This is a genomic window from Burkholderia sp. S171 (genome assembly GCF_009766085.1).
Taxonomy (GTDB): Bacteria; Pseudomonadota; Gammaproteobacteria; order Burkholderiales; family Burkholderiaceae; genus Caballeronia.
In genome coordinates this window covers 108,797-114,306 of sequence record NZ_LMUF01000007.1, presented here as the reverse complement: position 1 = coordinate 114,306, position 5,510 = coordinate 108,797, and the positions used below count along the sequence as shown (strand labels likewise).

At 52.4% G+C, this 5,510-nt stretch carries 2 tRNA genes and 2 rRNA genes; all 4 read right to left on the bottom strand.

Features of this window, described 5'->3' with window-relative positions:
• Positions 1–302: 302 nt before the first annotated feature.
• Positions 303–3,183 (bottom strand): 23S ribosomal RNA (locus GSQ93_RS03460).
• 339 nt (positions 3,184–3,522) lie between these two features.
• Positions 3,523–3,598, bottom strand: a tRNA-Ala gene (locus GSQ93_RS03455).
• Positions 3,599–3,677: 79 nt separating this feature from the next.
• Positions 3,678–3,754: transfer RNA gene (locus GSQ93_RS03450), tRNA-Ile, on the bottom strand.
• Between the two features lie 70 nt (positions 3,755–3,824).
• A 16S ribosomal RNA gene (locus tag GSQ93_RS03445) occupies positions 3,825–5,357 on the bottom strand.
• The 16S and 23S rRNA genes sit together here with 2 tRNA genes alongside, the layout of an rRNA operon.
• Positions 5,358–5,510: the final 153 nt, after the last annotated feature.

Genomic DNA, 5,510 nt, shown 5'->3' with positions numbered 1-5,510 from the left:
CGTTTCACGGTCCTGTTCGGGATGGGAAGGGGTGGTACCAACTCGCTATGGTCATCAGGCATAAGGGGGTGTTGTGGTGGCGTTAAGTCACCACAACCAATCTGGGGAAGAAGTAGTCGAGTGCATGTGTTGAGCACGCCTCGTTGTTACTGGTGTTGCTTGGGTTGTGTTTAGTACTGGCACAACACTGATCTCAACCTTGGCGTGTGTGAGCATTTCGCTCATTAAGACCCCGCGCGTGGCGCGGGATGGGGCATCCATAAGTGCTGAAGCACTCACAGCTGCCGACACACACTGGTTATAGGATCAAGCCTTACGGGCAATTAGTATCAGTTAGCTTAATGCATTACTGCACTTCCACACCTGACCTATCAACGTCCTGGTCTAGAACGACCCTTCAAGGGGCTTAAAGCCCCAGGGATATCTCATCTCAAGGCGAGTTTCCCGCTTAGATGCTTTCAGCGGTTATCTCTTCCGAACATAGCTACCCGGCGATGCCACTGGCGTGACAACCGGTACACCAGAGGTTCGTCCACTCCGGTCCTCTCGTACTAGGAGCAGCCCCCTTCAAATATCCAACGCCCACGGCAGATAGGGACCAAACTGTCTCACGACGTTTTAAACCCAGCTCACGTACCTCTTTAAATGGCGAACAGCCATACCCTTGGGACCGGCTACAGCCCCAGGATGAGATGAGCCGACATCGAGGTGCCAAACACCGCCGTCGATATGAACTCTTGGGCGGTATCAGCCTGTTATCCCCAGAGTACCTTTTATCCGTTGAGCGATGGCCCTTCCATACAGAACCACCGGATCACTATGACCTGCTTTCGCACCTGCTCGACTTGTCGGTCTCGCAGTTAAGCACGCTTATGCCATTGCACTATCAGCACGATTTCCGACCGTACCTAGCGTACCTTCGTACTCCTCCGTTACACTTTGGGAGGAGACCGCCCCAGTCAAACTGCCTACCATGCACTGTCCCCGATCCGGATCACGGACCAAGGTTAGAACCTCAAACAAACCAGGGTGGTATTTCAAGGACGGCTCCACCGAAACTAGCGTTCCGGTTTCATAGCCTCCCACCTATCCTACACAGATCGGTTCAAAGTCCAATGCAAAGCTACAGTAAAGGTTCATGGGGTCTTTCCGTCTAGCCGCGGGGAGATTGCATCATCACAAACACTTCAACTTCGCTGAGTCTCGGGAGGAGACAGTGTGGCCATCGTTACGCCATTCGTGCAGGTCGGAACTTACCCGACAAGGAATTTCGCTACCTTAGGACCGTTATAGTTACGGCCGCCGTTTACCGGGACTTCAATCAAGAGCTTGCACCCCATCATTTAATCTTCCGGCACCGGGCAGGCGTCACACCCTATACGTCCACTTTCGTGTTTGCAGAGTGCTGTGTTTTTATTAAACAGTCGCAGCCACCAGTTTATTGCAACCCCTTCACCCTCCTGGCGCAGGCCAGTCAAGCTACAGGGGCGTACCTTATCCCGAAGTTACGGTACCAATTTGCCGAGTTCCTTCTCCCGAGTTCTCTCAAGCGCCTTAGAATACTCATCTCGCCCACCTGTGTCGGTTTGCGGTACGGTCTTGTTAAACTGAAGCTTAGAGGCTTTTCTTGGAACCACTTCCGATTGCTTCGCCACCTAAGCGGCTCGCCTCACACCCTTGAATTCCGCGCCCGGATTTGCCTAAGCGCCTTCTCCAATGCAAGGACCGGGACTTCCAACACCCGGACAACCTTCCGCGATCCGTCCCCCCATCGCATTTAACAATGGTGCAGGAATATTAACCTGCTTCCCATCAGCTACGCATTTCTGCCTCGCCTTAGGGGCCGACTCACCCTACGCCGATGAACGTTGCGTAGGAAACCTTGGGCTTACGGCGAGGGGGCTTTTCACCCCCTTTATCGCTACTCATGTCAGCATTCGCACTTCCGATACCTCCAGCACACTTTTCAATGCACCTTCACAGGCTTACGGAACGCTCTCCTACCATGCGAGATAAATCTCGCATCCGCAGCTTCGGTATATTGCTTAGCCCCGTTACATCTTCCGCGCAGGACGACTCGATCAGTGAGCTATTACGCTTTCTTTAAATGATGGCTGCTTCTAAGCCAACATCCTGACTGTTTTAGCCTTCCCACTTCGTTTCCCACTTAGCAATATTTGGGGACCTTAGCTGGCGGTCTGGGTTGTTTCCCTCTTGACACCGGACGTTAGCACCCGATGTCTGTCTCCCGTGATTGCACTCTTCGGTATTCGGAGTTTGCTATGGCGTAGTAATCCGCAATGGACCCCACAACCATGACAGTGCTCTACCCCCGAAGGTGATACACGAGGCACTACCTAAATAGTTTTCGGAGAGAACCAGCTATTTCCAAGTTTGTTTAGCCTTTCACCCCTATCCACAGCTCATCCCCTAATTTTTCAACATTAGTGGGTTCGGTCCTCCAGTACGTGTTACCGCACCTTCAACCTGGCCATGGATAGATCACTTGGTTTCGGGTCTACGCCCAGCAACTGAACGCCCTATTCGGACTCGCTTTCGCTACGGCTGCCTTAATCAGTTAACCTTGCTACTGAACGTAAGTCGCTGACCCATTATACAAAAGGTACGCAGTCACCCCTTGCGAGGCTCCTACTGTTTGTATGCATGCGGTTTCAGGATCTATTTCACTCCCCTCCCGGGGTTCTTTTCGCCTTTCCCTCACGGTACTGGTTCACTATCGGTCGATCACGAGTATTTAGCCTTGGAGGATGGTCCCCCCATCTTCAGACAGGATTTCACGTGTCCCGCCCTACTTGTCGTACACCTAGTTCCACACATCCGCTTTCGCCTACAGGACTATCACCTGCTATGGTCACACTTTCCAGAGTGTTCGGCTAACGGTCGTGCTAAAGAGTACAGGCTGATCCCATTTCGCTCGCCACTACTTTGGGAATCTCGGTTGATTTCTTTTCCTGCGGTTACTTAGATGTTTCAGTTCACCGCGTTCGCTTCACTAGACCTATGTATTCAGTCTAGGATGACCCAGAAGGGCCGGGTTTCCCCATTCGGACATCGACGGATCAAAGCTCGTTTGCCAGCTCCCCGTCGCTTTTCGCAGGCTACCGCGTCCTTCATCGCCTGTGATCGCCAAGGCATCCACCACATGCACTTGTTCGCTTGACCCTATAACGAGTGTGTCTCCGAGAGTTTTAACCCAACAAACCGAAGTTCATTTGGTTAAACACCTCTTTCACACCGCTACAGGTTGAGTATTCGTGTTGCGCCGTATTCCAAGAGCAATCTTTCGATTCCCCTTTTCATACATTGATACAATCACAACCCTGATCCACCTACTCACACACTCATCTCTAAGCATGCTTTCGTGAATCTCTTTACTACTTCTTCCAGATTGTTAAAGAACGACAGCACGACTCTAAGCGCTATGCTTAAAATCGCTTACTGACTGGCTCAATCGCCAATGCATAATCACTCTCTTTATAAAGAATGCTATGCGTTGGTGATTGGTGGAGGATGACGGGATCGAACCGACGACCCCCTGCTTGCAAAGCAGGTGCTCTCCCAGCTGAGCTAATCCCCCAGTACCTTGATGCTGAAGGGTCCGACAATCCTCTTTCGTGACGCTTAACGCATTCGTTAATCACCACTCAAGCGAATCATGGTGGGTCTGGTTGGATTCGAACCAACGACCCCCGCCTTATCAAGACGGTGCTCTAACCAACTGAGCTACAGACCCTTAGCCTGTCTTCTTACAGCCGATAAGCGTGAGCGCTTTAGCACTTCACTTTAATACGTTTGAGCTCGAGAAAGGAGGTGATCCAGCCGCACCTTCCGATACGGCTACCTTGTTACGACTTCACCCCAGTCATGAATCCTACCGTGGTGACCGTCCTCCTTGCGGTTAGACTAGCCACTTCTGGTAAAACCCACTCCCATGGTGTGACGGGCGGTGTGTACAAGACCCGGGAACGTATTCACCGCGGCATGCTGATCCGCGATTACTAGCGATTCCAGCTTCACGTAGTCGAGTTGCAGACTACGATCCGGACTACGATCGGTTTTCTGGGATTAGCTCCCCCTCACGGGTTGGCAGCCCTCTGTTCCGACCATTGTATGACGTGTGAAGCCCTACCCATAAGGGCCATGAGGACTTGACGTCATCCCCACCTTCCTCCGGTTTGTCACCGGCAGTCTCCTTAGAGTGCTCTTGCGTAGCAACTAAGGACAAGGGTTGCGCTCGTTGCGGGACTTAACCCAACATCTCACGACACGAGCTGACGACAGCCATGCAGCACCTGTGTATCGGTTCTCTTTCGAGCACCCCCACCTTTCAGCAGGGTTCCGACCATGTCAAGGGTAGGTAAGGTTTTTCGCGTTGCATCGAATTAATCCACATCATCCACCGCTTGTGCGGGTCCCCGTCAATTCCTTTGAGTTTTAATCTTGCGACCGTACTCCCCAGGCGGTCAACTTCACGCGTTAGCTACGTTACTAAGTCAATGAAGACCCAACAACTAGTTGACATCGTTTAGGGCGTGGACTACCAGGGTATCTAATCCTGTTTGCTCCCCACGCTTTCGTGCATGAGCGTCAGTATTGGCCCAGGGGGCTGCCTTCGCCATCGGTATTCCTCCACATCTCTACGCATTTCACTGCTACACGTGGAATTCTACCCCCCTCTGCCATACTCTAGCTCGCCAGTCACAAATGCAGTTCCCAGGTTAAGCCCGGGGATTTCACATCTGTCTTAACGAACCGCCTGCGCACGCTTTACGCCCAGTAATTCCGATTAACGCTCGCACCCTACGTATTACCGCGGCTGCTGGCACGTAGTTAGCCGGTGCTTATTCTTCCGGTACCGTCATCCTCCCACCGTATTAGGGCAGAAGTTTTCTTTCCGGACAAAAGTGCTTTACAACCCGAAGGCCTTCTTCACACACGCGGCATTGCTGGATCAGGGTTTCCCCCATTGTCCAAAATTCCCCACTGCTGCCTCCCGTAGGAGTCTGGGCCGTGTCTCAGTCCCAGTGTGGCTGGTCGTCCTCTCAGACCAGCTACAGATCGTCGCCTTGGTAGGCCTTTACCCCACCAACTAGCTAATCTGCCATCGGCCGCCCCTATAGCGCGAGGTCCCGAAGGATCCCCCGCTTTCTTCCGTAGATCGTATGCGGTATTAATCCGGCTTTCGCCGGGCTATCCCCCACTACAGGACACGTTCCGATGTATTACTCACCCGTTCGCCACTCGCCACCAGGGTTACCCCCGTGCTGCCGTTCGACTTGCATGTGTAAGGCATGCCGCCAGCGTTCAATCTGAGCCAGGATCAAACTCTTCAGTTCAATGCCTGTTACTGTTTTCTATTCTTGCGAATAGGTCGCTCACTCAACGTACTGACAAGTTCCTCCCATCTTCCGGTTACCCGAAAGACGCTCAAAACCTACCTTAATACTAGTGTGAGACTTGATACTTTCGCTTCACGGCAGCATCCCCCG